We start from the raw sequence: 26,578 nt of genomic DNA, 5'->3' as shown, positions 1-26,578 counted from the left end.
GGGAGAGTAGTTGAGTAACGAAGATCATATTAGAATTACAGGATATAATGATGATAAAGGCATCTCATATTTAAGAAGTCGTTTTAAAAAATATAATTTATTGATTGATCGATTTATAGATAGTGAAATGAGCTTTTTAAAGAGACTGCATATTTCAGTTGATTTTATTTTTTCTGTAATTTTCCTAGGCGCTGGGATAAATGATTATTTTCAATATAATTTCTATTATCGAAAATATAATGATCGTAAACGTTTTATTGTTGGAAGGAAATGGCTTTATATGGTGAAGAAGTTTAACGGAAGTCTGACCAATGAATTAATAGATGATAAAAGTCATTTTAATTCATTATACGATAATTTTCTTGGACGTGATTGGTTAGATACTAGTATTGCAAGTGAAGAAGAATTTTTAGATTTTGTAAAAAAACATCCTACTTTTATTTATAAGATCAAAGTAGGAAGTGGTGGCAACGGTATAGGTATATATAAAAGTCAAGAGAGTAAAAGTCTAATTAATGATTTTTTGGATTTCAAAAAAAATAATTTAATAATTGAGGAAATCATCCATCAACATTCCGAAATGAAAAAATTCAATCCTTCATCAGTTAACACAATAAGACTCGTTACGGTGGTTAATAACGAAGAAGTGGAAATAGTACATGCTGTGTTTAGGGCTGGATCTGGTAAAGGCTTTACAGATAATTTTCATCATCTAGGAATAGCAGCTTTAATAGATATCGAGCTTGGTATTGTTTATACTCAAGGTATTAATAAATTGAATGAAAAATTTATTGTACATCCCTATTCACATAAAGAAATTATAGGATTTCATATACCTTATTGGACGAAAGTAAAAGCTACTGTAAAAAATGCAGCCTTAATTAATCCTGAGATTAGATATATAGGTTGGGATGTCTCTATTAAAGAGGATGGAACAATTTGTATCATTGAGGGGAACTGTGCTTCTGATCCTGATATCACTCAAATGCCGGATCAGATTGGAAAGTGGGAAGACTATAAAAAATATATTAATTAAAAGATTTAGTTAGGAGCAGTTTTAATGAATAGTCCTTTAATTAGCATCATAATACCAATGTATAATAGCGAAAAATATATTCAGGAAACTGTCTATAGTATTACGAAACAAAATTTCTCAAATTATGAAATAATTTTGATCGATAATAATTCTGTGGATAATACTTTAATAATTGCTGAAGAATTAGCTAATAATAACGATAGAATTGAAGTTTATAAATGTAAAAAGCAAGGACCTAGTGCAGCAAGAAATATGGGAATTAAATATTCAAAAGGAGAATATATATATTTTATAGATTCGGATGATTATTTACTGGACTATTCTTTGAAGACTTTAGAGGAAATTATCTATGATTATTTGCCTGAAATGATAATTTTCGGGTTTAGTATAGATGGAAAAAACAATAAAATTAATACGACTTTTAAAATAAAAGAGGGGCACTATAATTCTAAAGACTCAAGAAAGTTCTTGGAAAAAATGGTTAGATCCAATACTAAATTTAATGTACCATCTTATCTTTTCATTCGATTGATTAAAAGAAGTATCATCATAGATAATGATTTGTTTTTTGATGAGAATGTTTATAGATCAGAGGACTTTCAGTTTTTAGTTAAAGTTCATTACTATATCAATGATATGTATGTTATGTATAGTAAAAAGTTTTCTGTTTACAGACAAGTTCATTCCTCGATTACACATACATATACAGAGAATTATTGGGATGTCGTTAAAGAAATCTTTAAAGATTTGATAAGATTTTCAGTAGATAAGAAAGATATATTACTTAAAGAAGATTTGTCTTATAAATTTTATGTTTATGCATATTTAGCATGTGAAAACATCATATTCAGTGTCAAAGAATTTAAACAAAAAAAGAAATTATTAAAAAATATTATAGTAGATTCTTTTATGAAAGAAATGAATGAGCTAACTAATATTTCAAAAGGTTTTAGAACTATAGGTATATCTTATCTGATACTGAGAAGTAATTTTTATTTGATTATATATTTGTATATTAAGTTGAAGGAGAAGTTATAATGAACTTCGATAGAAAAAATTTATATTTTAATATTTTATGCACTAGTGTCTTTCTCGCTGGAATATCATCCTATCTTTTAAGAAATTCTTTATATGTTTTTCTTTTTTCTTTTGTAATGTGGTTAATGGTCTCTTATTATTCAATTTTTATAAAAAATATAAAACCTAGCTTATTATGTTATCAAATAACTTCGTTTGTATTTTTATATGGAGGGAGCATACTTAGTTACATTATTAAAAAAGAACCTTTATACAATTTTAATGAAGATATTCTATTACACACTTATATACTACTACTCATTTCGCAATTTACTGTTTATTTAAGTTATGCTATTTTCAACTTTCAAAGAAAGAATAATGCTCCAAATAAAAATATCAACTCTTTAAATCTCATTCGATTAATATCTATTATTTTCTTTACAATTGGTTTAATACCTATGATCTTACTAATAAGAGAAAATGTAGAATTTGTTTCTCAAAACTCATATGAGTCGCTTTACTTGAGAGGTGGAAGTTCGTTTAACAGTATATTGGTTAGATTATCTCAATTTTTTATAATGAGTTTCTATTTATATCTATCAACATTTCCTAAAAAGAAAAATGTATTGATTATTTCAACTGTCTTCCTATTAGTAAGAAGTGTATCTTTATTATCTGGAAGGAGAACAGATTTTATGTTATCTGTTATGATAGTGTTCTTCTATATATTAATAAGAAATATTATAGATGACAATCAAAAATGGATTACTAAAAAGTTTGTTATAACAGCTGTTTTATCTTTTCCTTTACTTATATTGCTTTTATATAATATAAGTAACTTTAGAAATGGAGAGCCACTTTCTTTTGATCTGAGTGAATCGTTCTTGTCTTTCTTTAAAGATCAGGGGGTTAGCATTACTGTTATTCAATATGGGAAATACTTTCAAGATGTTTTACCTGATCAACCTTATTTATTCGGACCGATAATTGATTTTTTAAAATACAATGAAATAACCAAGATGTTTTTTGACTTTACTTATTATAAACCTCAAACAATTGAATCAGCTTTTTGGGGAAATTCATTTGGAGACTCTATATCATATTTAGTATTACCTTATACTTACAAATTAGGACGAGGTTTAGGTTCTAATTATATTGCAGAGGCCTATCACACATTAGGATTATTTGGGGTATATTTTATAAATATTATTTATGGTCTAGTACTAAGATATAATGATATGAACTTTGGTCGTAATATTGTTTTGTCATATTTCTCTTTTTTCATGTTATCTAGAATTTTTTATGCACCAAGATCTACCGCCTTATCCTTTATATCAAGTACATTTAGCTTTACCAATGTGATATACATATTGTTCATATATTTGTTTGTAAAATATTTAGGGCAAATATTAAGTAAGAATAATTACAGATCAATAATTTTAAAAGGAAATTCCTATGAAAGAAAGAATTAAAGGGGTTACATTGTCATATATATATATGGCAACTCATATATTTGTTAGCTTTATTAGTGTGCCTATAATTTTAAAATTTGTTGGTGAAGAAGAATACGGTGTCTATCAAATTGTAGGAGCTTTAATTTCATACGTTGCTATTTTTGAAACAAGTATTTCAGGAGGAACACTGAAATATTTTTCGCAAGCTGTAGCCAAAAAAAGTCAACAAGATATGAAGATTGTTTTATCAATTTCGCGAAAAATAAATAGATATTTATCTTTTGCTTTAGTGCTAATTTGTGTTCTTTTTTTAACGTTATTTAAATTCTTTTATGAGGAATCATTATTACATAGTCAAATGAATGAAAGTTTAATAATGATAATACTCCTTTTTTTAAACTTAATATTCTCTTTATCAAATTCAATTTATTTAGCTGCTATTACCTCTTATGAAAAGTTTACCTTTCTGAGATTAATTTTAATCGTCTCAAAACTTATTCAACCTCTGATGTATTCATTTTTTTTAAAAATCTTTCCATATGCAGTTACAATAGTGGTTATTCAGTTATGCATAAATTTAATTTTATGTCTTTTTAGATATTTATATTTCAAAAAACATATAAGGATTACTATTCCTAGAAAGATCTCTAATCCTACTTTATTAAGGAGTATGTTGTTTTTTTCAACTAGCATATTGTTATCTAGTATAGCTGATCAGATTTTTTGGAAAACTGATCAGTTAATATTAGGTAGTATGTTTTCACCTACTATCGTCGCTGTATATTCAATTGGTTCTCAAATTTACTATAATTACATGCTAATAGGGATACAAGCATCTACAGTTTTTTACCCTGAACTATCAAGATTGAATCAGAAGAGTGATGGAATACAATTAATGTCTAATCTTTTTATAAAAGTTGGAAGGATTTCTTATTATTTATTGTTTTCGATTGTTATTGGGTTTATGTTATTTGGAAAAGAATTTATTCATATTTGGGTTGGATCTAATTTTGAAGAATCTTACTATATTGCACTCATAGTTATGATTCCTTTTACTATAGATATTGTTCAACATATAGGTTTAAATATTTTACAAGTAATTAATAAGTATAGTTTTCGAGCTAAAATATATTTGTTCTCAGCAATTCTTAATATATTATCCACTTTAGTTTTATCTAAATATATGGGAGCGCTCGGTGCTGCGCTTTCAACGGGAATTACAATGCTAATAACAAGTGGATTTATTTTAAATTGGTATTATTATTCCATTGTTAAATTAGATATTATCTGTTTTTGGAAGGAAATTATATTTATTACGATACGTTTAATACCTTCGGTGCTTGTTGGGTTTTTGATAAATTTAATAATTGATGAATTTTCTTTATTTAATTTTATTCTAAAGCTTGTATTATTTCTTTCGTTTTATTTAATCAATTGTTATTTAACTATGAATGATTATGAGAAAAAGCTAATTATAAATCTTGTTGGCTTCGTAAAAAGATAAATAAATATTTTGGATGATTATTATGAATAATAGTTCGTAAAGCCATTATTCCAGCAGCTGGTTATGGAACGCGTTTTCTACCAGCTACTAAAGCCATGCCGAAAGAAATGTTACCGATTATTGATAAACCGACCATTCAGTATATCGTAGAGGAAGCAGTAGCAGCAGGTATTGAGGTTATTATTATCATTACAGGGAAGTCTAAACGAGCCATTGAAGACCATTTTGACAAGAATACCGAGTTAGAATTAGACCTGATGAACAAGGGGAAGATTGCTATGTTAGAGTCGGTTCAAAAGGCCTCCAACCTAGCGAACGTCTACTTTATCCGCCAAAAAGAAATGAAAGGTTTGGGCGATGCCATTTATACCGCCAGAAGCTTTATTGGTAATGAGCCCTTTGCCGTTCTTCTGGGTGATGATATTGTGGTATCAGAAGAGGGTGATCAACCAGCCATTCAACAATTAATGGACGAATACGATTTAACCGGCTCCTCCGTTATCGGTGTCCAGACGGTCTCTCAAGACCAAACCCATCGCTATGGTATTATTGATCCCTTGGAACAAGATGGGCGCTTATACAAGGTCAAAACCTTTGTTGAAAAGCCTAAGCAAGGAACAGCCCCTTCCAATCAAGCCATTATGGGAAGATACGTTTTAACGCCTAAGATCTTTGATTTTCTAGCCAAGAAACAAGTCGGCGCCGGCGGAGAGATCCAACTGACTGATGCCATTCAAATGTTAAACCAAGTCGAACCGGTCTATGCCTATGACTTCAAAGGCATTCGTTATGACGTCGGGGAGAAAATCGGTTTTATTAAGACCACCATTGACTTCGCCCTCCACCGCGAATTCGCTGAGGAAATCCGTCAGTATATGCGAGAGAAGTTGGAAGAATAAGATGAATAGATTAACCCCCTAGAGTTGAAGTTAGCTCTAGGGATTTTTATTTTCGCCCTACTTATTAATTAAATAATTGGATCGTTTCATCGATTTTCTCTTCGACTAGTTTAAGGATGACTGATTTTTCAAGCTTCGCCTTATAAATAATATAATCTAAACATTCCGAATGACTCGGTAAGACGCTTTTTTCAATTAGCTTGTATTTATCCAGAATGGTAGGGTAGGTAGCTGTGGTCCAAGTGTAACTGCCTTGAATGGTGGCGATAAAGTCAAGCAGTGAACCTCGCTCATAAACTTGGATTAATTTCTTTGAGGAATTAATTTTTTTCTGCCATAAATAGGCCTCAGTATAATCATCCCATTCAAAATCACCGTGGATAATTTCTGTAAAGGGTTCTAAGTCTTTAAGTGCTAAATGCTCTTTTTTAGCCAGTGGGTGCTGCTGAGAAATCAGAACGACTCGAGGAAAGGAGGAAAGCTGCTTCCACTCAATATAACGCGCTTTTAATTGATTTTCAAAATGCTCCTTGTTCTCCGTATAAAAACGAATAATACCAATATCTGCATTGCCACTATTAACATCCTCGATGACTTGTAAGTTGGTTGTTTCAGAAAATTTGATCGATAAGTTATGATGTTCCTCTTGCAGGCGGTTGATCATTTTGGCGATTGCAAAAGCAATATAAGAAGACCTCCTGGCAGAAATAGAAAGCGAAGAGAAGTAATTAGTCGGTGTTAGATATTTGGTTTCAATTGACTGATAAAGGGCATCGAGTTTTTCCAAATCATTAAGAACTTGCTGGCCATCATTCGTTAGTTGAACCCCTTTGTGAGTACGATCGAAAATAGTAAAACCAATCGATTCTTCAAACCTTTTTAATATTGAACTCAAATAGGGTTGTGAAACGAAAAGATTTTGAGAAGCTTTGCTGATTGAACCCGTCTTAGCGATTTCCAAAATGTATTGAATATGATGAATGTCCATGGTCTAGGCTCCTAATAGTTTGATTATAAGTAAATGAGGATAGGTGGTATTGTTATCATCTATTTTTAATTGCTAGAGGATGATGGTAAAATTTAATTAAAGATGTAAGCGCTATCTTTAAAAGAGAACGGTTCTCAATAAGTTTATCATAGTTGAAGTCTTTTTTTAAAATTTAATAGGGAGGAATCTGTATGTCAGACCATCTAAAATTTGCCAACCATCCTTTGATGTATCTGGTTAGTGGAATTGGTATTGCTTTAGTGTTGATTCAAGGGACCTACATCCTAAAGAAAGCGATGAAGGCAACCAAAGAATTAAATATGGATCAACAGCGCGTTAAAAAAGGCCTACGAGTCGCAGCCATGGCCAGTATTGGACCGGCTTTAGGGATTGTAGGGAGTATTTTATCCTTGATTGTCTCATTAGGTGCGCCAGTTTCAGCCTTGCGGATGTCAATTATTGGAGGTACCAACTATGAAACCATGGCCGCCACCTTTGGTGCGCAAGCAGCAGGCGGAGAACTCTCTCCAATGATGGATCCAACGGTGTATGCCAATGCCTTATGGACGCCGGCTTTAGGGGTTATCCCTTGGCTAATTGTGACCTTCTTCTTTGGCCATCGCATGAACATGATCAATGATTTTATGACCGGTGGTAAAAAAGCCTTACTACCAGCAGTCAGTGTCGGTGCCATGTTAGGGTCTTTTGCCTACTTTGTCATGAATAATGTCGTAAAAATTAATGTCAATCCATCCTACGCCGTCGCTTCTTTATCGGCTTTAGTGATTATGATTATCTGCCAAAAACTAAGCGACCAATACGAATGGTTAAAGTCTTGGTCACTAACGATTGCCATGTTTGCCGGTGCCTTATGTGGCATGTTCTTTGTTTAGATCTATAAGGAGGAAAAAGAATGGGAGCCTATGAAAAATTCACCAAAAGTATAACTAATTTTGGTCGCTTAACCATGGTCTTGGGAGTGATTGCCGTATTACTACCCCCTCTAACCATGACCTTTGTCTTTGGTTATAATCCAGGTTTTGCCGCCATCATCGCCGGAGCTATTTCACAAATGTCTGTTTCTGGAGCTTTCTATCTGAGTGAACCTTTAACTTACTTCCCAATTGTTGGTACATCAGGCTTATATTTAACCATGTTATCAGGTAATGGGGTCAATATGAAGATTCCTGCCGCAGCCATTTCATCGGAAGCCTCAGGCTACAAGCAAGGGACAGATGAAGGGGCTTTGATGGGGACAATCGGTTTAGCTGTATCCATCTATGTGGCTGTTTTCTTTGTGATTTTTGCGACCATTTTAGGACAAACGGTGATTACTACCTTACCTGCCGACTTAGCGAAGTATTTTGAGCTAATCATTCCAGGCATTTATGGGGCAATCTTTGGCCAATTTATGGTCAAGTCATACAAGACCGGTCTTTTTGCACTGTTGATTTCAACCGTTATGATCTACATTGTTCAGTTCATTCCAGGAAATCCATCTTTTGTTATTACTTTAACATCTATCTTTACTACTATTTTATTTGCGCGTAAACAATTAGAAAAAGGTCTATTAAAATAATAGGAGGTATCTTATGATTAGCCAACGTAATTTAGAAATTTTTGAAGAAATGTTGATGATTCATTCGCCCTCTAAAGAGGAAAAAGAAATGGCAGATTATGTCATTAAATTTCTTGAAAATCTTGGAGCCGAGATTCATCTTGACGAAAGCCAGCATACCTACGGTGGCAATTCGCCAGTTATCTTTGCGAAAATTAAAGGAGACATAGAAGGCGAGGGCGTGTCACTAAATGCTCATACCGATGTGATTCAGCCCAATAAAAACTTAAAAATCGTTAAAAAAGATAATATTTGGTCCTCAGATGGGACGACGACCTTAGGTGGGGACGATAAGGCCGGTCTGGCCGCTATTTTAACCGCTGTGGAATACATTGTTAAGCATCAGATTAGTCACCAAGATATTTATGTAATCGTCACTCCCGGTGAAGAGCAGGGGATGTTAGGCGCGCGGAATATTAATTGGGAAAGTGTCTACCAGCATATCAATCCTGCTAAAAACTTAATTGTAGCTGACAATGCCGGCAAGGCCAATAAGGTCGCCTACCAAGCACCGACTTGTTACCGCTTTGAGATCACCATTGGAGGACGTAAGGCCCATGCGGGGATCGAACCAGAAAAGGGCATCAATGCCATCCAAGTAGCGAGCAAAGTCATTAGCCAAATGCCGCTCTTAAGGATTGATGACGAAACAACCGCCAATGTGTCGCAAATTACTTCTGATTTCCCTAATAATGTGGTGCCAGATTCTTGTATCTTTACCGGTGAAATCCGCTCGCATCAAGAAGAAAAGGTCGACCAATTATTACAAGCCTACGAAGGCATTATCCAGCAGTATACAAACGACTATACCATCGAAACGCGTCGTGACTACCCAGCCCTTGCCAGTCAAGATGACCTCAAATTCGTCAAAGAAATTGTCGCAGCCTACGAAACAGTCGGTGTCAAAGCAGAGCCTCAAATTATCGGTGGAGGATCGGATGCCAACTTTTTTGCCGAAGAAGGTTTTAACTCAGCCATTGTCGGTGTGGGGATGGAGCTGGTTCATACGACGGAAGAATACCTAGATACGGATGAAATGATCCTAACGACTAAAGCGTTGATCAATTATTTAAGTAAAGATTAAGTAGGTGGTTTAATGCCAAGCAAAGAACTATTTGAAAGAAATGATCAATACGAAAAAAAAATCATTCAATGGAGACGTGATTTGCATCAGATTCCTGAGTTAGGCTTAGATTTGCCGAAGACAGTGGATTATGTTCGCAGTCAACTCATAGGAATGGGTCTTTCGGTTGAAGACCATTATGTCAACGGAAATGGCTTGGCTGTCGTCATAGAAGGAAGCAAAGAAGGGAGTCCAAATGATCGAGTAATGGGACTTCGAGCCGATATGGATGGGTTACCCATCCAAGAGGAAACGGGCTTGTCTTTTGCTTCGAGAAACGGTAATATGCATGCTTGTGGCCATGATGGACATACGGCTACGCTTCTAGCCGTCGCTGACTTTTTATCCCATCACCGTCATTTATTTGGAGGTAAGGTTAAACTAATCTTCCAACCCGGTGAAGAATACCCCGGAGGGGCAGAGCCAATGATTCAAGAAGGTGTCCTTAAAAATCCGGATGTAACACGGGTATTAGGTTTTCATATCGGTCATTTAGATAAAGCAATTGCTCCGGGTCATATTTCTTATCGTGTTGGTCCTATGATGGCCTCGATGGATCGTTTTCAGATTATAATCAAAGGCTTTGGCTTTCATGCCGGTTATCCAGAATCTTCCAAAGATCCGATTACAGTGGCTGCCGAATTGATAATGGCCTTTCAAACCATTAAGAGTCGGAATATTAAAGCCAGTGATCCAGTAGTCGTTTCTGTGACCCATATTGAAGGGGGCTTTAATCAAAATATTATCCCTGATCAAGTCTTCATTGAAGGCACCGTAAGGACTTTAAATGATGATTTGAGAGCATTTGTTCATCAGCGAATGAATAAGATTACCAAAGGTTTGGAAGTCGCTTATGATGTAAAAATTGACCTGTCTTATGAGTATAAATACCCCGTCTTAGTAAACGATCAAGCCTCTACTTTAGATACTGTTAAAGCTTTACAAGCAGGACTAGGCGATGATTACCTTATTCCATCAGCAGAGGCCTTAATGGGGGCTGAGGACTTTGCCTATTATGGTAAAGAGCTTCCAGCAACTTTCTTATTTTTAGCCAACCCAAGAGAGATTGAAGGCCAGTTCCATGGTCACCATTCTTCTAAATTCGATATCGATGAAAGCAAGCTCATCTTAGCCTTTAAGGCCTTTATTTTAGCAACCCTTGATTATTTACAATAGAATGATTAAAAGAGGACCTCCAATGTTCTTGGGATTTAGTTGTCGTAACTTAATCTTACAAGACATGGTCCTCTTTTTCTATACAAGGAGCATTTTTGAGTTTACACAAGATGTTTTACACCATGATTCTTCGCTTTTGATATAGAAAATAGCTCTTTTTTTATGTTATAATTATTAACATTAACTATCAATTATAAGGGAGAGCATACAATGAAAAAATGGTTACTAGCAGCCACTGTCGGCTTATTGACTTCAGGTCTTTTCTTTAATACGTGGGTAAGTGCAGAAGTCAATGAGGAAGAGTTAGGCTATGTGGTCTTTGCTGAAAGAGAAGACCAATCAAACTTTGAAGAAGTGGACAAATATAAGGTTCTTTCGGCCAATACCATGAAAGCCAGCTTAAAGAGTGATAAGGATAAGCTTATGACGTTTAACTTACTGCATATCCTCTCACCAGAAGAAGAAAAAGATGAAGCCTATGCCCAAGAAGCTAAAGAGCGCTTGGAAGAATTGATGAAAGATGCTGACAAGGTCGAATTAGAATTATTTGAAGTTGAAAAAGAAAATCACTCAGACGAATCTGTTAAACAAGAAGACTATGCGGCAAACCTATGGTTAGATGGCATATTAGTGCAAGAAATTCTCTTAACGGAAGGCTACTCAGTGATCCAACTCGACCAAACAAAAGAAGCAGAAAAGGCTAATGAATACTTAGATGTTCTTGTTCAATCCCAAGACTATGCTGCCAAAAATCGTTATTATGTTTGGGAGGATAACTCCAATCAGTTTCTAGCCAATGCCGAATTCCCTGAAGTGATTAAAAATACACAAACGGGTCAAGTCGTTGTTTCTCAAGCCGATAATACTCAAAAAGCAAATGCTTTATTTGAATTACCGAGCAAAAATAACCCATCCCATCCAACGCAAGAATCTAATAATTCATACATTAATCAAACGGAAGAAGTTTCAGCGCCAGTAGTGTCAAAAGAACCTGTTGACACTAATACAGAACCAGAACCAGCCCCAGAGCAAAATGTTTATTATGCGAACTGTACCATTGCCCGTCAAGCAGGAGCCGCTCCCGTCTATCGTGGACAACCTGGATATGGTCCACACTTAGATCGAGATAATGATGGTATTGGTTGCGAGTAAAGCTGAACGCTAAATCTTGACTCTTGCCCCTCAGAGCTGATAGCGATCCGAGCTATTGGCTCTTTTATTTTCTAGTCAGCAACTTTTTATAATTTTTTAAAATTTTGTCAACTTTCAACCGATTGTCAAAGCTACTATCTTTTCTTCACACTTCTGCTTATATCATCTTAAATATATGTTTTTATTTTAATAAGAGTATGATATCGGCTTAGAGTGAGGAAAAGAGGCCCTTTTTTAAATAAAAATTTCAATTATTAAAAATTTTAAACTTAAGAGTATTGCAAAGGCTTTAAAAATATGTATAATTCAAATTGTTGATCAACATTTAACAATAAATCTGAGGAAGGGGGAGCCTGCTACCTATAGCTATAAGAAAAAGAATCGCTTAGTTGTCTTTTAATTTGCTATTTTGTTTTGTTATAAGCCATTTATCATATAAGTTGTGTTTTGAATAAAGTGATGAGAAACTATGAGTCATCACATGGACTCAATTGAATATAGTAGGAGGATTCGGATGCTCGAAATAAGGAATTCGAGGAACAAGAAAGTCTGTGAGCTCGATTTGAAACAGAAAACGGTTGTTATTGTTAGCAAAGGAATTGAAACCAAGATTCAGTTTCTTCCATCCGATAGTGTAACCATTCAAGAAGCGCAGGTAACTCAGAAAAATAAAAATAAAAATAAGAATTAAGCAGAACCGCTAGACGGGCTAGATTGTAAGGATATTCCTTAGCTTTCGGCCCGTTTTTTTCATGTCAAAATTCAAGGAGGAAGACTAATGAAAAAATCATCTGAAGAATTAACTAATGTCATTATTATGTTTGACCCCCTCATCCATCACTGGCTCCATCATTACCAATTGTCTACCCACCATAACGATTATCAAGACCATCTTCAGGAGATGCGGTTAGAGTTGATAAGGCTTTATCAAAAGTTTGAAGGCGATCCCTTAAATTGTATCGATCATCGCTATCAATTTATCGCTTATGCGGGTAAGGGTTTAAAATGGTTTCTACTCAATCGTTTGCGCCAATCCACTTATCAAGTGACCCCGACAGATCCTGTTATTTTATCAGATCTTATCGAAGAGCTGAGAGAAGAATGCTCAAAAGAATCAATCTTTTTATTGGAACAAACTGTTAAAGACTATCTAAAAGAACGAGAGCGTAAGATTTTCAATTTAATTTTACAAGGAAAATGGCGTAATCGTGAAATCTGCCAGCTCTGCAACATCTCTGAGCGCACCCTTCGCAATGATAAAAAGCGTATTGCAGCTAAGCTCGGTCCTCTCTTTAAAGAAAAATCTAAAAACTTGTCTTTTTCTTGCCGTTTTTGATGATCTGATTGTGTGTATAAGGTGTAAGATCGTACGGCTTACATAAATACCTAGGAGGAATGAAAAATGGAAAGTAAAGAATACAAATCAGGGCGTTTAGCGCTTAAAGGTATGAATCCGACAACAGAGAAGACTTTTAATGTCTCTATTCAAGGCTTGATTGAGGGGGTTACTCCCAATCAAGTGCAGTTGGTTAAAGATCAAATCGATCAATTAACCATTAATCCAACCGATACCGCTCAAGCTGTTTATGCTTATAATTTTATTTAATGATGGAAAGGGGAAAGCAAGATGAAAGATAGTATGGTATTAGAATTGATTTTCTTAGATGCGGCGGGTAAAACGCGTAAGATTACGATTAATCAACCAGCTGATTCAGTTAATAAAGAAACTGCCGAAGCTGTGATGCAGGCTCTAGTTGACTGTGATTTATTCAAAGATGATCAGGGCTTAGATATGTATGTGACTCCGGTTGCCGCTCGCTATGTTGAGCGTAACGTTACCGATGTTTATGCCTATGAAGAAGCTTAGTTAAGCATGATTTTAGAGGGGCTGAGTGTTTGCTCAGCTCCTTATTACTAAAAGGAGGTTGTGCATGCATTTGATTGATTTGGGTTCTTATGCTGGAGCGATTATTGCAGTGATTACCTTGATTTCTAAGTTAATTGGCCTGATTACTGCCTTGCATGATCTAATTGAACGCATTGATTGGATGCAGGCCAAACTAGAAGCGTTTAACCAAGAGCTACAAACGATTAAACAAAAGGTCGATCAAAACGATTATTTTATGTGGCCGGCAGAAAGTCGTCAATGGATATAAAAATAATAGAAAGGGTGATAGAATGTTATCTAATCGTTTTTATGATTTAGGCAAATGGCTCGTATTAATTTTTCTACCAGCCTTGGCTGTTTTTGTACAAGGAATGGCCGACTTGTACCACTTGAATCAAGGAGGTCAATGGGTAGGGCTGATTAATTTGTTAACTATCTTTTTAGGATCTATCTTACAAATATCCTCTTATCACTATCATCATAATGATAACTCGCCTAAGGGTTGGGGGGCCTTAATATGATAAGAGAGGCTTGGATGAGTCAAAGAATGGCTAGCTTAGCACCACTTTTTCAGAAATATCAAAGTCCGATATCGGTTGCGACCCGGATGGCGCAATTTGTTTTAGAATCCAATGGGGGACGGTCACCGCTATATCTTAAATCCAATAATGGTTTTGGTATTAAAGCATCTGCTCCCTGGCAGGGTAAGGTAGTCGACCATCCTTCACTAGAAGCAAATGGCCAGATGGTCGTTTCACAGTTTCGTGCTTATAAGAGTCTGGAAGAAGGCATTGAAGACCATGCTAATTTCTTCACTTCAACCAACTACCGTAAGCAGGTTGCCTATAAGGCCGCTATTGCAGCAGCGGATTCCTTTGAAGAAGCCAAGGCTTTAACAGGCATTTATGCCAGTGACCCCTATTATGGTGAAAAGTTAATTGAAATTATCAACTGCTATGATCTTACGAGCTATAACCTAGCTGTTAATAGCCTCAAGCAATTGGATGAGCCTCTTATTATTGACCGGCGGTCAAAAGCCCTAGGAGGGCAAGCTCACGATCGCTCCTTAGATGCTATCACAACCATTGTCTGGCACTATACAGGTGTGAAACGGTCTTTAAATCGTCACATTTCAGACCACGAGGTCTTTTGGCATAAGCAACGTGGATGGGATCGTGGAGGCTATCACTTTTATATCGATAGTCAAGGACAAATTTACCAAAATTATGACCTAGAACGCATGACTTGGGGGGTAGCCAATTGTAATCATTTCTGTGTCCATCTATCAGTAGAAGCTAATGCCAAAGAAGACTATTCGCCTCAACAAATCAAAGCTAGAGACTGGCTCACGCGTAAACTCATGAAAGATTTAAACATACCCGCTTCTGCTGTTAAAGGACATTGGGAAGTTAATAACAATACCCTGTGTCCCGGTTATAATCGAGCAGAAATGGAGCAATTTCGTCAGCAATTAGCGATACCACTTAAAAAAGAAAAGCAAAAATTACAAGCCACTTTTGAATTAGCCGGCAAGCGCTATCAAATCACCGAAATCTGATAAGCGAAAGTTAAGTTTATCAGTAAATATCCTAATAAATTCAATTAAAATACCTATTGAAAGGCTGAATTTACTGGGCTATAATTTAAGCATAAAAAAGAAAGAGGGCTTGATTTCTCTAAATTAAAAAAGATTAATTTTAAAAAGAGAGACCTAAAGTTTGTTATTGGAGCCCTTGTAGCAGTTGTTTTAGTAGGAGTGGCTGGTAGCTTAGGATTTGGCCCCTTTTCTAGTATTTTTCCGCAGGATGTAACCAGTAAAGACATGGAGTTACTCAAAACGCGCTTAGAAGAGTCACAAGAATTAACGACTATGAAATACCACTATACTAATATGGCGCATTTTGAAAAACAAAAAGCCATTGAAAACTGGAAGATACCTTTTACCGAATCCGAATTTATCTATTCCTATACCGGTGTCATTCATGCCGGTATAGATCTAAAAGAGATTAAGTTAGATTCTAAAGACAAGCAAGTCATTGTTACTATTCCTAAAGCTAAAATATTAGCCCACCAAGTCAATGATGACTCCTTAAAAATCATCGATGAAGACCGTTCCTTTATTAACCCATTCAAACTAAGTGACATCACAGATTTCCAGGCAGAATTAAATGCTCAAATGGAAGCGGATGCCTTGGGTAATGGCTTGTTAACTGAAGCCCAAGAATACTCTAAAGTTCAAGTTAAAAACCTCTTCTTTGATATGATTCGTTCAATCAATCCAGATATTGAACTAAAAATTGAAGTTGCTAAATAATTCATTCACTGAAAGTTCTTACCGCTTGGTAAGGGCTTTTTATTTGTTATGATTCTATACTGTAAAGCGAATTCAAATTCGTTATAATGGAAGTTGAGAAAAAGATAATGGAGGTCATTATGAAAGTAGCAATTATTGGAGCAGGGGTTGCTGGAGCGGCTGCCGTTAAAACAATCCTTGAAGAAAATCACCAAGGTCTGATAAATCATGTGGATGTTTTCGAAGACCGTAAACAATTGGGAGTAGGCTCCCCTTATGAGCCTGATTCTAACCAATTATTAATGAACTCCTATGTCGGTGATTTAGGCTTTGAATGGCAAGACGCTGACCACTATCTAAGGTGGTTACAAGATCATTATCCAGAATATGCTCGCAGGGATATTTTTTCACCCAGACCTATTTTTGGTGAGTATATCCAAGATTATTTTAGTCCATACTTTGAAGAAGATATCATTCATGTGGTGAATCAGCGTATTCATCAACTGAAAATTAAATCCCCCAAGTCTTATTATCTATATGACGCGCAAGGTAAGCAATACGGACCTTATGATTCTGTCTTAATGACAGTAGGTCATCCACCTTATGCCGATTATTATAATCTTTTGGGACAAGAAGGCTATATTCACCATCCTTATCCAGTTGAACAGCTTCTAAGTGATTTGGACTATCAAAAAGGAATTGGAATCATTGGATCCGGATTAACTGGGATTGATATTATGCGTTATTTACAAGATCACTATCCAATTACCATTGATCATCCGGTGACTTTTTATATTTTAGACCAGCCCTTTTCGACACCGAAGTTTGAACGCTATGCCGAAGACTTGGTTTTTAACTTAAATGCAGATTGGATTGATAAGCAGTTGGCCCAATCTGATGGTCAAACAATCCCTTTAGAAGCTATATTTCATCAATTTGAAGAGGATATGGAAGCCAATGGGGTAGATTGGAAATCTTTAGTCGAAAGATACAGTCAAGGATCCATTGGAGAAGGTTTAATGGCTATCCACCAACAAAACCGTCGATTAAGTATCTTACAATTATATGGTCGCAAGTTGACTGCCTTTCTACCAGCCTTGAATATGGCCTTATCATCCCAAGATCGCATACGCTTCTTTAAAGATTTTATGGGACTTTTCGAACATTTTAGAAGTCAAACACCGGCTGAAAGTATTGCGTTTATTTTACAAGGTTTGAAAGATGGACGTATTCGGATTGTTTCTGGTATGAAAGCTGTGGAAGTGAATGCCCAAGGATTTACCGTTATCACTCAAAAAGGCTTACGCTATCAAAGCGGCTATTTAATCAATGCAACCGGCTTTGATCAAAACTTAGAGACAGCCGCTCAACATGATCCTTTAATTAATCAAATGTATCAAGAAGGAATTATCCAAGCAAATCCATTGGGTGGTATTCTTGTTGATTGGCCGCATACTCAAGTTCTTAGTCAAAGATTTGGCCGATTGGAGCATTTATATCTAACAGGTCATTGGATTTTCTCTACTCAATTTGGTAACAATAATACCAAGCTGACCTATAAGCAAGCAGAAGCTTGTGTGAAACACTTGCTTGAATCTGCACGGGATATTTAGTTTTAACTTAGAGTGAACTTTTGTATAATAGAATTAAAATAACGAAAGATAAGGTGGCGTCATGAAAATAACAGTTGCAGGAATGGGTTATGTCGGGCTTTCAAATGCGATTCTTTTGGCTCAATATAATGAAGTGAAAGCGATGGAAATTGTTAAAGAAAGGGTCGATTTAATCAATCAAAAAATTGCACCTATTGTGGACGCTGAAATGGAAGATTACCTAGCCAATCATTCTTTAAATTTAGAAGCCACCGATGATCCTAGCTATGCTTATAGTGGGGCAGAATTAGTGATTATTGCTACGCCAACTAATTATGATGACGCTAATAATCACTTTGACACTTCAGCTGTCGAAGAGGCGCTCGATAAAGTTAAAGAATATGCCCCTCAGGCAGTAGTTGTGATTAAATCAACCATTCCGGTTGGATATACCCAAGAGATCCGTCAACAATATGGTATGGATATTATCTTCTCACCAGAATTTTTGAGAGAAGGTAAGGCGCTTTACGACAACTTGCATCCTTCTCGTATTATTGTCGGCAATGAATCTGTTCATAGTCAGACAGTAGCTGAATTATTTGCTGAGGCTTGCTTGGATGAAGAAGTGGCTATCTTAACCATGCCTTCAACTGAAGCAGAAGCAGTAAAACTCTTCTCCAATACTTATTTGGCTTTAAGGATTTCATATTTTAATGAATTGGACACCTATGCTGAAGTACGTGGCTTAAACAGTCAGCACATTATCCAAGGAGTAGGGCTTGACCCTAGAATTGGTGATCACTACAATAATCCGTCATTTGGGTATGGTGGCTACTGCCTGCCTAAGGATACCAAGCAATTGCTGGCTAATTATCAAGACGTTCCAAACAACTTAATTCAAGCGATTGTGGATTCGAATGCAACCCGTAAAGAACATATTGCTTCACAAGTTTTAAAACATCAAGCGCAAGTAATCGGCATTTACCGCTTGACCATGAAATCCAATTCGGATAATTTCCGTCAATCTGCTATTCTTGATATTATTAAACAGCTGCGAGCAGAAGGCAAAGAGATAATTATCTATGAACCGACACTTGAAGAAAAGCAATTTGATGGCGAAGAAGTTGTAGCTGATTTTGAAGTCTTTTGTCAAAAGGCTGATATTATTCTTGCTAATCGCCTTGCAGATCAATTAGCAGCTGTAAAAGAAAAAGTCTATAGTCGCGACGTTTTTGGCAATAATTAAGATAAATATAAAACCTTCCGTTAATTTGAAAACGGAAGGTTTCTTTTTATTGATTATGTTGATGTTTGAAAGCATCCAATTGGTTGAGTGCTTTTCGTAATTCAATTTCAGCTGAATGATAAGCGCGAATATCTTGATTGATTTCTGCTTGTTTCAGCTTATCTTCAGCCATGGACAACTCCATTTTAGTCTGGGCGTCATCAATATCTAGGGCTCGAACGGCCATGTTGGCAATAATATTAAGTTCGTTGTCCCGAATTTCCAATAGTCCACCGTTAATAGCGATATAGTCATCCGGTTTGCCTTCGACTAGAGGTGCTACGATAACAGTTGAGATGTCTAAGACGGTCATCATGGCAATATGATTGGGTAGAATGGTGATACCACCATCAATGGTTTGCACATGACATTTGCGGGCACGTTTGGTATAGACTACGCCATTAGGAGAGATAATCTGAACTTGTAGATTTTTAAGCGTTTGCGTCATCCAAATCCACTCCCATTTTCTTAGCTTTTTCAATGGCTTGATCGATATTTCCTACGTTACGGAAAGCTTCTTCAGGCAGATTATCGTAATCACCATTTAGAATACCTTCGAAGCCGTCAATTGTTTCTTGTACGGTTACGTATGAACCTGGAATACCAGTAAAGGCTTCTGCTACGTGGAAGTTTTGTGATAGGAAGAGCTGAATACGTCGGGCTCTTTTAACGGTTAGTTTTTCAACTTCACTCAACTCATCTACACCCAAGATGGCGATGATATCTTTGAGGTCTTGATAGCCTTGCAAAGTTTGTTGAACGCCACGGGCTACCCGATAGTGTCGTTCGCCAACAACATCTTCAGATAAGGCTGAAGAAGAGGAGGCGAGTGGATCAACTGCTGGGTAGATACCCTGCTCGGTTAATTTACGCTCTAAGTTAGTGGTTGCATCTAAGTGAGAGAAGGTAGTCGCTGGCGCTGGATCTGTATAGTCATCGGCTGGTACATATACTGCTTGAATGGATGTAATCGATCCTGCCTTGGTGGAAGTGATTCTCTCTTGCATGGCTCCCATTTCAGAAGCTAAGGTAGGTTGATAACCTACTGCTGAAGGCATCCTTCCAAGTAGAGCCGAAACTTCAGAACCTGCTTGAGTAAAACGGTAGATGTTATCAATAAAGAGCAAGACATCTTGATGCTTTACATCACGAAAATACTCTGCCATGGTTAAACCAGACAAAGCTACCCGCATTCTAGCTCCAGGGGGTTCATTCATTTGGCCAAAGACCATGGCTGTATTTTTAGAAACGCCAGAGTCGCGCATTTCATGGACGAGGTCGTTTCCTTCACGCGTTCTTTCACCAACTCCAGTGAAGACCGAAAGGCCACCGTGTTCTTGGGTAATGTTATGAATTAATTCTTGAATTAATACCGTCTTACCGACACCGGCTCCTCCAAAAAGACCAATTTTTCCACCCTTGAGGTAGGGAGCTAATAAGTCAATGACCTTTATTCCTGTTTCTAAGATTTCGAAGTTTGAAGCCAGCTCGCTATATTCAGGCGCATCGGCATGAATGGAATGTTTGACTACATCTGGGAAGAGTTCAGGTCCATTATCGACTGTATCTCCTAAAACATTGAATACGCGTCCCAATGTAGCTTCACCTACGGGTACTTTAATGGCTTCACCTAAATCGACAACAGCCATGCCCCGTGATAAACCTTCGGTTGCTTCCATGGCAATGGTACGTACGGTGTCATGCCCAATATCAATAGCGACTTCGAGTACCACTTTTCGGTGTTGGAGAATCGTCTTTAAGTCGGATGTTTCATTTACTTCCTCAAGGTCGGTTACAACCAGGGCATGATGGATTTCTGGTGTTCCGTATTCTAAAGGAAAGGAAACATCCACGACCGGTCCGATTACTTGTTTGATATGTCCGATTCGCATACTTATTTCCTTCTTTCTTTATGTTGGGCTTGAGCACCTGCAACAATTTCGATAATTTCATTGGTTACTTTAACTTGTCGGGCGCGATTATAGCGCAACTGCAAGTCTTCAATGATTTCTTTAGCATTTTCAGTGGCCGATTGCATGGCAATCATACGTGAGAAATGTTCAGCTGTTTTGGCCTGTAAGAGGGCACCGTAGACAAAAGATTCGATATATTGAGGAACTAAGCCTTCTAATACTGCTTCCATTGAGGGCTCGATTAAAAAGACTTCCGAAATTAATTCTTTTTTATCAAAAGATGGATCAAGTTCCATACGGCGGTTTAAAGAAACTACCGGTAATAAGTTATCGACTCCAAATTTTGAATTCGTACCGGAACCTACTCCATAGTGATTGTAAGCTAAATAAAGCTCATCACATTCTTTCTCCACATAGGCTGAACGTAGTTGTCTGATGAAGTAGTGAGCTTCTTGAAAGCCCGGCTGGTCAGACAGCGGATAGTAAGAGCGAGCAATTTTGTAGCCCCGTTCGCGGCAATATCTTTCACCTGTCCGTCCTAGGGTATAAAAAACTAATTCTTGTTCTTCATCAAAGTTTTGTTCTTCAATCCACTCATCCAGCCCCTTAATTAAGTTAACATTATAGGAACCTGCTAAGCCCTTATCAGTTGAGATAAGAAAAATACCAATTTTGTTCACTTTCCGGGGAGTGATTAAAGAGCGAATTTCTGGTTTGGAAAAGTTAGGAGGGGTGACTTTTAAGGTATAGTGCAGTTGCACTATGGTTTCTCTTAAATGATCAATATAGACTTGATAAGATTGAGTCATATCCAATAAATGGTTGACTTTATTTCTTGAGACCATCTGCATAGCATTAGTTATTTTTTTTGTTTTTTCAGTAGAAGCAATATGTCGTTTGATTTCGTTTAAAGACGGCATTACTTATCACTTCCTGTTTTAGATCCTTCAGAATGAACTAGGATAAAATTATCAACAACTTTGTCTAAAATACCATTTAATTCGATTTCAGTTGGTAGGGGTTGGTTATCTTCTAATTGTCGTAAAAGCCCGGCATGATAGGTAGTAAATTCATTAGCAATTACTTCTTCTAATTGGTGAATTAAATTAACGGATACCTTATCAAAGTAACCATTACCTAAAGCGTAGAAGACGATGATTTGAACGCCAGAGCGCATAGGTTTGTGAAGGCCTTGCTTTAAAACTTCAACGATGCGCTCGCCACGTCTTAATTGGCGGGCAGTCATTTCATCGATGTCTGATCCAAAGGAAGTAAAGGCTTCTAATTCGCGATAGGAAGCTAGGTCTAAACGTAAGGTTCCTGATACTTGTTTCATGGCTTTTAATTGCGCAGATCCCCCAACCCGTGAAACCGATAGTCCGGCATTAATGGCTGGTCGAACGCCAGAGAAGAAGAGATCACTTTGTAAGAAGATCTGTCCGTCTGTAATGGAAATAACGTTGGTTGGGATATAAGCTGAGATATCACCTGCTTGCGTTTCAACAATCGGTAAAGAAGTGATCGAACCACCGCCTAATTCATCCGATAATTTAGCTGAACGTTCTAAAAGACGTGAGTGTAGATAAAAAATATCCCCAGGATAGGCTTCACGCCCAGGTGGTCGTTTGAGCAAGAGGGACATTTCACGATAAGCTGCTGCTTGTTTGGATAAATCGTCATATATAATTAAGACGTGCTTTCCTTCGTACATAAACTCCTCAGCCATAGCAGTTGCCGCATAGGGAGCGATGTATAAAAGAGGAGCAGGCTTGGAAGCAGAAGCAGTCATTACTATAGTGTAATCCATTGCACCACGGTTGGTCAGAGTATTGACAATGTTTTTTACCGTTGATTCCTTTTGTCCAATCGCTACATAGATACAAATAACATCTTTGCCTTTTTGATTTAAGACGGCATCGATGGCGAGTGAAGTTTTACCAGTTTTACGGTCTCCAATAATTAATTCCCTTTGACCTCTTCCGATGGGAACTAGGGAGTCAATGGCCTTAATACCTGTTTCCAAAGGTTTTTTAACCGACTGTCTTTCCATGATGCCCGGAGCTTCTTGTTCGACGGGTCGTGTTTTGTTGGTTAAAATAGGTCCTTTATCATCTATGGGACGTCCCAAGGCGTCTACCACTCGTCCAAGCAGGGCCTTACCAACGGGAACTTCCATGGTGTGGTTCATTCGACGAATAATATCGCCTTCATGGATTTGATGGTAGGAGCCAAAAATAATTACTCCGACTTGGTCGTTTTCAAGGTTTTGTACCATGCCGATGGTTCCATCATTGAACTCAACCATCTCACCATACATGGCGTTGTCTAATCCTTCAGAAAAGGCGATACCGTCGCCGACATAAGAAACGGTTCCGATTTCTTCTAACTTCTTATCAATTTCAAAGTCGTGGATTTGTTTTAAAACATCTTTTGTAAACTTTTCGTTTGTGCTCATGAAGAAATCACCTCTTCACTTTCCGGAATATTAATTTCATTTTGCATAGTTTGCAAGATCTGTCCGCCAGAAAGCTCATAATAGAACCGTTCGCTTTGTAAGCGGACACCAATAATTAAGTCTGGGTTAATAATAGTGGTAAAAGAACGAATAGAAAAGCCAGTAATGCGCATGAATTCACGGGCAATTTTAAGCTTTTCTGCTTTGGTTAAGGGGATCGCTGAAGATAAAAAGAGTCGCTCTCCAGTTAACTCTTTTAAGATTTCTTGACCTTCTTCTTCATCATTAATTTCAATGTCTAGCAGTTCGAAGAGCAGGTCATCTTCATAGGTGACCTGTCGTCCTGATTTTAGGGCGAGCTCTGCTAAGTCTTCTTGTTTGTGAAGTCTACCGTTGTTCATCGAGCTCCTCCAATCGAGTGATAAATTCTTGAATCATTTGACGGTGGTCATCTTCTGAAATTTCACGACGAATGACCTTGCCTGCCATGGCAACTGCCATATGGACTAATGATTCTTGCATATTTTCGGCAAAGTTTTGTCTTTGTAGTTTTAAATCTTCTTGCGTCATTTGCAGCATTTTGCTTTGTTCTTGACGTGTTTCTTCAATCATCTTGTCGCGCAGATGATTGGCATCAATTTGTGCTTGACGAATAATTTTTTCAGCTTCTAAGTGAGCTGATTTTAGTTGTGCATCAATTTGTGATAGGGCTTCCTTGTTCTTATTCTTAGCTTCTTCAGCCGCTTGCCAATCGTCAGTAATTTTCTTCTGACGCGTTTCTAGCATTTGGTTGAAGGGTTTCCATGCGAATTTATGGATGACAAAGAGTAAAATCAAAAAGGATGCAAGCGTTAAAAGGGCTTCGCCCAGAATAATAGTAAAGTCCAATATTGACACTCCTTAAATAGTTGATGGTTAGCTAAAGATTAAGATAAAGGAAATAACAACAGCGATAATCGGAACAGCCTCAATCAGACCAACACCTAGGAACATTAAAGCTCTTAATTGTGAGTCTAATTCGGGTTGACGTGAAATGGATTCGATGGTTTTAGAAATAACCATTCCGTTACCAATTGACGCACCTAGGGCAGCGATTCCGACAGCAAGTGCAGCAGCTAATTCAGTCATATTTAAATCTCCTTTGTATTTGGATTAGTGATTAATTTTGTGTGATAAATAAACCATAGTTAAAGTGGTAAAAATATAAGCTTGGATAGCACCAATAAAGACAGAGAAGCCTTGCCAGACAAATTGTAAGGGAATGGCAATTACCCAAGTAAATGGAATGAAGACCATAGCGAATTTAGCAATCAGTCCGACTAAAACTTCCCCGGCAAAAATATTACCAAACAAACGTAAGGCTAAGGTGGTTGTATTGATTGTTTCCTCAACCAATTGTAAAGGTAATTTTAAAATATTTGGGCGAGCGTAAAAGTTTTTAAAGTGACCTCCTAAACCATTCTTTTTAATCCCTAAAATGTGACCTGATAAAATAGCAATAATTGCTAGGGAAATGGTTACGATAGGATCAGCCGTTGGGCTTCGCCAAAATGATTCATGCTCTGTCACAATTAAAAAGGGGAGTCCAATTAAGTTTGACACAAAAACGAACAAGAAAAAGGTCAACCCTAGATTGACATAAACACTTTGGTGCTGGCCGAGGGTTGAGTCACAGATGCCTTCAACAAATTCAATGATGATTTCCATCAAAACTTGGAATTTGGAAGGATGATTGGCTGATAATCTGCGGCTAACTAATAAGCACAACACCGTGATGATGGCTACCACGACCAGGGTGGCTATCAAGGTGTTGAAGTTAAAAGATAGGCCGAGAAAACGAACAATCGGTGTATCTTCCATTCAGATTCCTTCTTTCATAAGTTTTAATGCTGATTTTACACTTATTAAACAGTTAAACTATTTTTCTAAGAAAAAAAGTAAAATTTTAGCACTTATATCCACTATAGCATAATTTTTATGACTTTCAAAAGAAATCGTAGTGCTTTGGCTTTTATAGCTGTTTAACCTTTAAGTTAACTTGTTAAAGTTTTTTAATAATTATGGAGTTATTTATTGATAGCATAGGGGATACAATCGTTTTTTATTCGCTTACATAAAACGGCATAAATTATTATTTAAGTGGTGCAATATTATACAATATAAAAACACGAATATTAGAAAAAAATTTTATTTTTATTTGTGTTTTCTGAAATTTCTTATTTATTATCGACCTCCATAGCCTTTATAATTTCTAAAATAAAAAGCAGAGTCATAAATTGACACTGCTTTTATAACTATTCATTCTCAAACTTTTCAGCTAAATTTTTAAGATAAGGGATAAATTCCTCTTTAACTTCAGGATGATCGATGGCGAATATAATAGAAGCTTTGAGCATCCCTTTAGCATCTCCTACTTCAAACCATTCGCCTTGATATTCGTAAGCTAATAGGGGATGCGTTTTTTGTAATTCAATTAAGGCGTCAGTCAATTCCACTTCACCTGTTGCTCCAACTTCAAGTTGGTCTAGGATGGAAAAGATTGTCGGTTCTAGGATATAACGCCCCGCTGCAGCCATATTTGAAGACGGTTGATCTTGTGGTTTTTCTATCATATCGAGGACTTGAAAGACGTGAGGGGTAGCTGTTTTTTCAATAGCTAAGATACCATAATTTTTGGTCTTATCAGGATCGACACGAACGCCGGCAATTACTGTTTGTCTTTTTTTCGCATAGAGATCAATAATCTGTTTGGAAAGATTTTCTCCCCTTATAATATCATCTCCTAAGAGTAGTAAGAAGGGATCATTGCCGATAAAGGCCTTGGCGTGACGAACTGCATCACCCAGTCCTCTTGGATGGTGTTGTCTGGTATAATGAATATTTAAGTTAGATGTTTCAGTGGCTAGTTTAAGGAGTTTCTCCTTCCCTTTGGCTTTTAAATTTTGTTCGAGGGTAAAGTTGGCATCAAAATGATCTTCTATTTCTTGTTTTCCTTTACCAGTAATAATTAAAATATCTTCAATCCCAGCCGCAATAGCCTCTTCAACAATGAATTGAATGGCCGGCTTATCGATAATAGGTAAGATTTCTTTAGCAATTGCCTTGGTGGCTGGCAAAAAGCGCGTGCCTAGACCAGCGGCTGGAATAACAGCTTTTTTAACTTGAACCTTAGTCATAATAACCTC

General features: G+C 36.7%; 30 protein-coding genes. 20 read left to right on the top strand and 10 right to left on the bottom strand.

The window, feature by feature from the left end; all coding sequences use genetic code 11:
* The first annotated feature begins 10 nt into the window (after positions 1-10).
* From ACQV2Q_RS02675 to galU, 5 genes are read left to right on the top strand one after another with little or no spacing between them, the layout of a single operon-like run.
* Positions 11-1,036 (top strand): sugar-transfer associated ATP-grasp domain-containing protein, encoded by a 1,026-nt coding sequence (locus tag ACQV2Q_RS02675; RefSeq protein WP_428881836.1) that lies wholly within the window; start codon positions 11-13, stop codon positions 1,034-1,036.
* Positions 1,037-1,060: 24 nt separating this feature from the next.
* Positions 1,061-2,074, top strand: a complete 1,014-nt coding sequence (locus ACQV2Q_RS02670) for a glycosyltransferase family 2 protein (RefSeq protein ID WP_428881835.1) — start codon at positions 1,061-1,063, stop codon at positions 2,072-2,074.
* Positions 2,074-3,525 (top strand): O-antigen polysaccharide polymerase Wzy family protein, encoded by a 1,452-nt coding sequence (locus ACQV2Q_RS02665; protein WP_428881833.1) that lies wholly within the window; start codon positions 2,074-2,076, stop codon positions 3,523-3,525. The genes ACQV2Q_RS02670 and ACQV2Q_RS02665 overlap by 1 nt, the downstream gene beginning before the upstream one ends.
* Positions 3,509-5,011 (top strand): oligosaccharide flippase family protein, encoded by a 1,503-nt coding sequence (locus ACQV2Q_RS02660; protein WP_428881832.1) that lies wholly within the window; start codon positions 3,509-3,511, stop codon positions 5,009-5,011. The genes ACQV2Q_RS02665 and ACQV2Q_RS02660 overlap by 17 nt, the downstream gene beginning before the upstream one ends.
* Before the next feature lie 26 nt (positions 5,012-5,037).
* Positions 5,038-5,910 (top strand): UTP--glucose-1-phosphate uridylyltransferase GalU, encoded by an 873-nt coding sequence (galU, locus tag ACQV2Q_RS02655; RefSeq protein ID WP_428881922.1) that lies wholly within the window; start codon positions 5,038-5,040, stop codon positions 5,908-5,910.
* A gap of 64 nt (positions 5,911-5,974) precedes the next feature.
* On the opposite strand, the gene ACQV2Q_RS02650 is transcribed toward galU, so the two are convergent.
* Entirely contained in the window at positions 5,975-6,898 is a 924-nt protein-coding gene (locus ACQV2Q_RS02650) for a LysR family transcriptional regulator (RefSeq protein WP_428881831.1), read from the bottom strand.
* 191 nt (positions 6,899-7,089) lie between these two features.
* Between ACQV2Q_RS02650 and ACQV2Q_RS02645 the strand changes: the two genes are divergently transcribed.
* The 15 genes from ACQV2Q_RS02645 to ACQV2Q_RS02575 all read left to right on the top strand — a co-directional run bounded on the left by ACQV2Q_RS02645 (position 7,090) and on the right by ACQV2Q_RS02575 (position 18,986).
* Positions 7,090-7,791 (top strand): DUF5058 family protein, encoded by a 702-nt coding sequence (locus ACQV2Q_RS02645; protein WP_428881830.1) that lies wholly within the window; start codon positions 7,090-7,092, stop codon positions 7,789-7,791.
* 20 nt (positions 7,792-7,811) lie between these two features.
* Complete coding sequence (locus tag ACQV2Q_RS02640; RefSeq protein WP_428881829.1) at positions 7,812-8,477, top strand: hypothetical protein; 666 nt, start codon at positions 7,812-7,814, stop codon at positions 8,475-8,477.
* A gap of 13 nt (positions 8,478-8,490) precedes the next feature.
* Positions 8,491-9,600 carry a M20/M25/M40 family metallo-hydrolase gene (locus ACQV2Q_RS02635; RefSeq protein ID WP_428881828.1) on the top strand — a complete coding sequence of 370 codons (1,110 nt, stop codon included), beginning with the start codon at positions 8,491-8,493 and terminating at the stop codon, positions 9,598-9,600.
* A gap of 12 nt (positions 9,601-9,612) precedes the next feature.
* A complete protein-coding gene (locus ACQV2Q_RS02630) occupies positions 9,613-10,815 on the top strand; it encodes a M20 metallopeptidase family protein (protein ID WP_428881826.1) in 1,203 nt (400 codons plus the stop codon).
* Between the two features lie 210 nt (positions 10,816-11,025).
* Positions 11,026-11,967 carry an excalibur calcium-binding domain-containing protein gene (locus tag ACQV2Q_RS02625; protein ID WP_428881824.1) on the top strand — a complete coding sequence of 314 codons (942 nt, stop codon included), beginning with the start codon at positions 11,026-11,028 and terminating at the stop codon, positions 11,965-11,967.
* A 514-nt stretch (positions 11,968-12,481) separates the two neighbouring features.
* Positions 12,482-12,658 carry a hypothetical protein gene (locus ACQV2Q_RS02620; RefSeq protein WP_428881823.1) on the top strand — a complete coding sequence of 59 codons (177 nt, stop codon included), beginning with the start codon at positions 12,482-12,484 and terminating at the stop codon, positions 12,656-12,658.
* An 87-nt stretch (positions 12,659-12,745) separates the two neighbouring features.
* The gene (locus tag ACQV2Q_RS02615) at positions 12,746-13,303 is read left to right on the top strand and encodes a sigma-70 family RNA polymerase sigma factor (RefSeq protein ID WP_428881822.1); all 558 of its coding nucleotides are present in this window, start codon (positions 12,746-12,748) and stop codon (positions 13,301-13,303) included.
* Between the two features lie 66 nt (positions 13,304-13,369).
* Positions 13,370-13,573 carry a hypothetical protein gene (locus tag ACQV2Q_RS02610; protein ID WP_428873671.1) on the top strand — a complete coding sequence of 68 codons (204 nt, stop codon included), beginning with the start codon at positions 13,370-13,372 and terminating at the stop codon, positions 13,571-13,573.
* 21 nt (positions 13,574-13,594) lie between these two features.
* Positions 13,595-13,834, top strand: a complete 240-nt coding sequence (locus ACQV2Q_RS02605; RefSeq protein ID WP_428881821.1) for a DUF2922 domain-containing protein — start codon at positions 13,595-13,597, stop codon at positions 13,832-13,834.
* A 64-nt stretch (positions 13,835-13,898) separates the two neighbouring features.
* Positions 13,899-14,123 (top strand): hypothetical protein, encoded by a 225-nt coding sequence (locus ACQV2Q_RS02600; protein ID WP_428873673.1) that lies wholly within the window; start codon positions 13,899-13,901, stop codon positions 14,121-14,123.
* A 22-nt stretch (positions 14,124-14,145) separates the two neighbouring features.
* A complete protein-coding gene (locus ACQV2Q_RS02595) occupies positions 14,146-14,376 on the top strand; it encodes a phage holin (protein WP_428873674.1) in 231 nt (76 codons plus the stop codon).
* Positions 14,373-15,413: a glucosaminidase domain-containing protein gene (locus tag ACQV2Q_RS02590; protein WP_428881819.1), complete on the top strand. Its 1,041-nt coding sequence runs from the start codon at positions 14,373-14,375 to the stop codon at positions 15,411-15,413. Before ACQV2Q_RS02595 ends, ACQV2Q_RS02590 begins: the two co-directional genes overlap by 4 nt.
* Positions 15,414-15,611: 198 nt before the next feature.
* Complete coding sequence (locus ACQV2Q_RS02585; RefSeq protein ID WP_428881818.1) at positions 15,612-16,169, top strand: DUF4230 domain-containing protein; 558 nt, start codon at positions 15,612-15,614, stop codon at positions 16,167-16,169.
* 119 nt (positions 16,170-16,288) lie between these two features.
* On the top strand, positions 16,289-17,761 hold the full coding sequence (locus tag ACQV2Q_RS02580) for an FAD/NAD(P)-binding protein (RefSeq protein ID WP_428881817.1): 1,473 nt from the start codon (positions 16,289-16,291) through the stop codon (positions 17,759-17,761).
* 61 nt (positions 17,762-17,822) lie between these two features.
* A complete protein-coding gene (locus ACQV2Q_RS02575) occupies positions 17,823-18,986 on the top strand; it encodes a nucleotide sugar dehydrogenase (protein WP_428881815.1) in 1,164 nt (387 codons plus the stop codon).
* Between the two features lie 46 nt (positions 18,987-19,032).
* On the opposite strand, the gene atpC is transcribed toward ACQV2Q_RS02575, so the two are convergent.
* The 9 genes from atpC to ACQV2Q_RS02530 all read right to left on the bottom strand — a co-directional run bounded on the left by atpC (position 19,033) and on the right by ACQV2Q_RS02530 (position 26,569).
* Positions 19,033-19,473, bottom strand: a complete 441-nt coding sequence (gene atpC / locus ACQV2Q_RS02570) for an ATP synthase F1 subunit epsilon (protein WP_428873679.1) — start codon at positions 19,471-19,473, stop codon at positions 19,033-19,035.
* Entirely contained in the window at positions 19,457-20,917 is a 1,461-nt protein-coding gene (atpD, locus tag ACQV2Q_RS02565; RefSeq protein ID WP_428873680.1) for a F0F1 ATP synthase subunit beta, read from the bottom strand. The genes atpC and atpD overlap by 17 nt, the downstream gene beginning before the upstream one ends.
* A 2-nt stretch (positions 20,918-20,919) precedes the next feature.
* The gene (gene atpG / locus ACQV2Q_RS02560) at positions 20,920-21,858 is read right to left on the bottom strand and encodes an ATP synthase F1 subunit gamma (protein ID WP_428873681.1); all 939 of its coding nucleotides are present in this window, start codon (positions 21,856-21,858) and stop codon (positions 20,920-20,922) included.
* Positions 21,858-23,393 carry a F0F1 ATP synthase subunit alpha gene (gene atpA / locus ACQV2Q_RS02555; protein WP_428873682.1) on the bottom strand — a complete coding sequence of 512 codons (1,536 nt, stop codon included), beginning with the start codon at positions 23,391-23,393 and terminating at the stop codon, positions 21,858-21,860. The genes atpG and atpA overlap by 1 nt, the downstream gene beginning before the upstream one ends.
* Positions 23,390-23,794 (bottom strand): hypothetical protein, encoded by a 405-nt coding sequence (locus ACQV2Q_RS02550; protein WP_258435920.1) that lies wholly within the window; start codon positions 23,792-23,794, stop codon positions 23,390-23,392. The genes atpA and ACQV2Q_RS02550 overlap by 4 nt, the downstream gene beginning before the upstream one ends.
* A complete protein-coding gene (gene atpF, locus ACQV2Q_RS02545; RefSeq protein ID WP_428874747.1) occupies positions 23,781-24,281 on the bottom strand; it encodes a F0F1 ATP synthase subunit B in 501 nt (166 codons plus the stop codon). The genes ACQV2Q_RS02550 and atpF overlap by 14 nt, the downstream gene beginning before the upstream one ends.
* A 27-nt stretch (positions 24,282-24,308) precedes the next feature.
* Positions 24,309-24,521 carry a F0F1 ATP synthase subunit C gene (gene atpE / locus ACQV2Q_RS02540; RefSeq protein WP_258435918.1) on the bottom strand — a complete coding sequence of 71 codons (213 nt, stop codon included), beginning with the start codon at positions 24,519-24,521 and terminating at the stop codon, positions 24,309-24,311.
* 24 nt (positions 24,522-24,545) lie between these two features.
* Positions 24,546-25,253: a F0F1 ATP synthase subunit A gene (atpB, locus tag ACQV2Q_RS02535; RefSeq protein WP_428873684.1), complete on the bottom strand. Its 708-nt coding sequence runs from the start codon at positions 25,251-25,253 to the stop codon at positions 24,546-24,548.
* A gap of 434 nt (positions 25,254-25,687) precedes the next feature.
* Entirely contained in the window at positions 25,688-26,569 is an 882-nt protein-coding gene (locus ACQV2Q_RS02530; protein ID WP_428881814.1) for a UTP--glucose-1-phosphate uridylyltransferase, read from the bottom strand.
* Positions 26,570-26,578 lie beyond the last annotated feature (9 nt).

The sequence above is a fragment of the Facklamia sp. P12950 genome, assembly GCF_050409465.1.
Lineage (GTDB): Bacteria > Bacillota > Bacilli > Lactobacillales > Aerococcaceae > Facklamia.
This window is presented reverse-complemented; position numbering and strand designations above follow the sequence as displayed.